3 protein-coding genes are annotated in these 3,847 nt (G+C 70.0%); all 3 read right to left on the reverse strand.

What is annotated here, in order from left to right:
- A partial coding sequence (locus tag ACK5KK_RS12610) for an ABC transporter ATP-binding protein (RefSeq protein WP_416890433.1) occupies positions 1–707 on the reverse strand: 707 nt, incomplete at its 3' end.
- A 69-nt stretch (positions 708–776) separates the two neighbouring features.
- Complete coding sequence (locus ACK5KK_RS12615; protein ID WP_416890434.1) at positions 777–2,072, reverse strand: ABC transporter substrate-binding protein; 1,296 nt, start codon at positions 2,070–2,072, stop codon at positions 777–779.
- Positions 2,069–3,847: CocE/NonD family hydrolase (locus ACK5KK_RS12620; protein WP_416890435.1), on the reverse strand; the 1,779-nt coding region annotated here is incomplete at its 5' end. The genes ACK5KK_RS12615 and ACK5KK_RS12620, both read right to left, overlap by 4 nt.

A 3,847-nucleotide genomic window follows, 5' to 3' on the forward strand; every position in this document is an offset into this window, starting at 1 on the left:
CCGGTGCCCTGATGGGCGACGGTCTTGCCGTCGAGCACGTACGCGTAGTCGGCGATCGACAGCGCCATGGCGGCGTTCTGCTCGATCAGCAGCACGCTGGTTCCCTCGGCGTTGATGTCCACGACGTACTGCTTGATCTGCTCCACGATCAGTGGCGCCAGTCCCAGCGACGGCTCGTCGAGCATGAGCAGGGTGGGTCGCTGCATGAGCGCGCGCCCGATGGCCAGCATCTGCTGTTCGCCGCCGGACATCAGTCCGGCCAGCTGCCGGCGCCGCTCGGCGAGGATCGGGAACATGGTGAGAACCTGATCGCGGGTCTCATGGGCCTCGGCGGCCGGCCGGGTGAACCCCCCGGCGATGAGGTTCTCCTCCACGGTGAGGTCGGGGAACACGCGACGGCCCTCCATCACCATCGAGACGCCGCTTTGCACGCGGGTGGCCGGGGTCATGCCCTTGAGGTCCTGGCCGTCGAGCAGCACGGCGCCGGTGTCGAGCGATCCCCCCGTGTATGGCAGCAGGCCGGTGATGGCCGACAGTGTCGTCGTCTTGCCGGCGCCGTTGACGCCGAGGAGGACCACGATCTGGCCGTGGCGGACGGTGAGGTTGACGTTCTGCAGCGCGCGGACCGCGCCGGAGGAGTAGGAGACCGACACCTCCGCCAGCTCCAGGAGCGTGGTATCGGTGGTCGGGGAGTGTTCGAGTGTCACGGGACACCTCCTTGTGTTGCCCGGGGTGGGGTCGGGGACGGCCGGCCGATGCCCGCCGTCCCCGCGGGGTCATGGCGTGATCGAGGCGATGTAGTCGTCGGTCACGGCGGACTCGTAGTAGTACTTCTCGAGCTTCAATCCCGTCGGAACCTCGGCGTCGATGCGGAACATCGACAGCTTCGTCGGCGGCACGTTCTCGGCGGCGGTGGCACCGATCACGACGTCACCGCCGGTGAGTCCGAGCTCGTCCACCCAGGTGCCGACCTCCGACAGCGCCGTCGCGACGCCCTCGCGGCTGACATCGCCGTCGGCGATCGCCTGGGCCAGGATCTTCGCCGACAGCAGGCCGTTGACGTATCCGGTGAGGTGGGCGTTCGCCGTCGGGACGACGTCGGGGTTGATCGCGGTGAGATCTTCGATCATCATCGCCTGACCGGGGGCATTGGTGCCGAGCCATTCATCACCGGGGACGGAGATGATGGCGTTCTCGGAGAGCCAGTCCGCACCGGGGCCGGTCGCCAGGGTGATGTTGTAGGAGGAGTTGCCGGCCAGCACGAGCGGGGCGTAGTCCTGCTGCGATGCTTGCACCGCCAGGGTCTGCAGGAACCCGCCGACGCCGCCGGTCATGACGACCTCACACCCGGCATCCTTCAGCGATGTGATCTGTGCGGTGAGCTGGTCGGCGTTCGGGGCGAACTTCGTGTCGATGCCCTTCGTGAGCCCGAGCGCTTCGACGGTGTAGTCGAAGTTCTCCTGGATGTAGCCGCCGAGCGCGTCTTCCACCGTGAGACTGCAGAACGTCGCGTCGCCCACGTCGTACTCGTCGACCGCGTAGGGGATCAGGCTCGACGCGTGCACGCTCGTCATCGGCAGGCTCGGGACGATGTGGTTCTCCCACTGCAGATTGGGGGTCGTGCCCCCCGGGATGAGCGTCATGTTGTCGGCCTCGATGGACGGGAGCAGCGCATCGATGATGGTCGAGCCGAGCACGACGGTGACCATCGAGATGTCGTCCTTGAAGCCCTCGTACAGCGGGATGGCGGTCGCCGCGTCGTACTTGGTGTCCTGGTTGACGACCTCGACCGTCCAGCCCTCCAGGTCGCCACCGGGCTGCGTGGCGCGGTGGAATGCGGCCTCGATGCCCTCGATGTTCGTGATCGCTCCCGCGAACACGCCCGAGACCGGGACGAGGGCGCCGACGCGGATGGTCTTGGTGTCGACGTCGATGCCGGGACCGCTGACGAGTTCGCCGCCGCCGCCGCCGCCGTCGCCCCCGCCGCTGGTGGGGGTGCCGGCGCAGCCGGCCAGGGCGATGCCGGTGGCCGCAATCAGCGCGATCCAGCCGGTCGTGCGTGCGCTCTTCATTGAGTGTCTCCTTGCTGTGCGGATGCGGGAACGAGGTGTTCCCGGTTCGGTTCGGGGGGAACGAGGGGGAGGACCACGTGCGACGGGTGGGCGCTGTCGTGCCGCACCCGTTGTGTCGCGGTGCGACGCTCGGTCGGGTCCACAGTGGCATTGTTGCGAAGGTGGCCGCCGTTGACGTCCCAGTTCGGGTACGACGAGCTGGCGACGTCGATGCGGATGCGGTGCCCGGCGCGGAACAGCCAGCTGGTGGCCCACAGGTCGATCTCGTACTCGACGAGCTGGCCGGGTGTGATCGGGCGGGCGCGGTCCTGACCGCCGCGGAACTTCGCGCGCACGATGCCGTCGACGACGCCGATCGCCCGACCATCGGGGTAGACGTCGATCAGGCGTGCGACGAAGTCGGTGTCGTCGGCGTCGGTGGCTGCGTGCAACCGGACCGTGACCGGACCGGTCGCCTCCAAGTCGGCATCCAGCGGCGCGCTCGTGAACCGCAGCAGGTCGCCGCGGTCATCGAGCGGGCGCTGATCACGCGGCCCGGGCCCCCATTCGACGCCGCCGCCGAGACCGCCTGCGAAGATGCCGGACTGGCCACCGCGCATCGGTACGGGGTCGGTGGGGTCGTGGACGAAACCGGACTCGCCGCCGTCGGCGCCGGGGGCCTGCGGCGACAGCCCGCCGCCGGGCTGCAGGTACCACGGCGTCGGCACGGCCTGCGGCAGCGGCCAGGTGTCGGCTTCGCGCCACCGGCCCGCGTTCATGACGTAGACCCGCACCGCCGGGCCGGGGATGTCCGTGTCTCCCGCGGCGGCCGCGGCGAACCCGGTGACCGTTGCCTCCAGGCCGATGCCGGCGGCCGACGACGCGGCGCCGAAACTGAGGTCGCCGACCGTTCCGCTCTGATCGGTGTGCTGCCACGGGCCAATGATGAGACGCTGCCCGGCCCGGGCGCGTTCGGTCGCGGCGTGGGCCTGCAGCTCGGTGAAGTTGGCGAGGGTGCCGCCGAGGAACAGGTCGAACCAGCCGCCGATGTGCAGGCCCGGCACGGCGATTCGGTCGCGTTGGTCACGGTAGCTGACGGTCGGCCAGTAGTCGCCGGCGGCGTCGTTGCCGGTCCACCGCCCCCATGTCGGGAACAGTTCACTGAGAACCGGGGCCTCGGCCAGCGGGCCGCTCGCGATCGAGCGCCACGGGTCGGCGGCGTGCCGGGCGAACCGGCCGAACAGCTCGCGGACGTCCTCACCGGCCGCAGCGCGGTACTGCAGGCTCTGCAGCGATTTCATGGTGTACCAACCGGTGAGCTGGCCCATCTGGAACGCGCCGCCTCGGTAGGCCAGGCGTGTGTGATAGTCGTCGGGTGCGACGACGGGGATGATGCCGGCCAGTGCCGCCGGCTGGCGCACCGCCGCGGCCAACTGCACCATGCCCGAATAGGACGCGCCGTACATGACGACCCGGCCGTCGCTGAACGGGAGCGCACCGGCCCACTCGATCGCATCGACGGTGTCGGCAGCCTCCCCCTCGAACGGGACGAACTGCCCGTCTGAGTCGGCCGTGCCCCGGCAGTCCTGGATCACGACCGCGAAGCCGGCGTCCAGCAGTGCCCACACCGGGAGGTTCCGGGTGAGCGGCTCCCCGTAGGGGTTGCGCACCAGGGCGATCGGCTGCGTGTCGCGGTCGGCAACGCGGTGCACCACCGAGCGCAGCACGACGCCGTCGCGCGCGGTCATCGGCACGCCCCGGTCGACGAGGCGTCGTATGGTAGCGGTCACGGTGCG

The organism is Microbacterium sp. (assembly GCF_047972865.1).
In the GTDB taxonomy this organism is placed as follows: Bacteria; Actinomycetota; Actinomycetes; order Actinomycetales; family Microbacteriaceae; genus Microbacterium.

What these genes read in the sequence shown, in the direction of transcription:
- ACK5KK_RS12615 (WP_416890434.1), bottom strand. Translation starts at nt 2,072, where the DNA reads ATGAAGAGCGCACGCACGACCGGCTGGATCGCGCTGATTGCGGCCACC.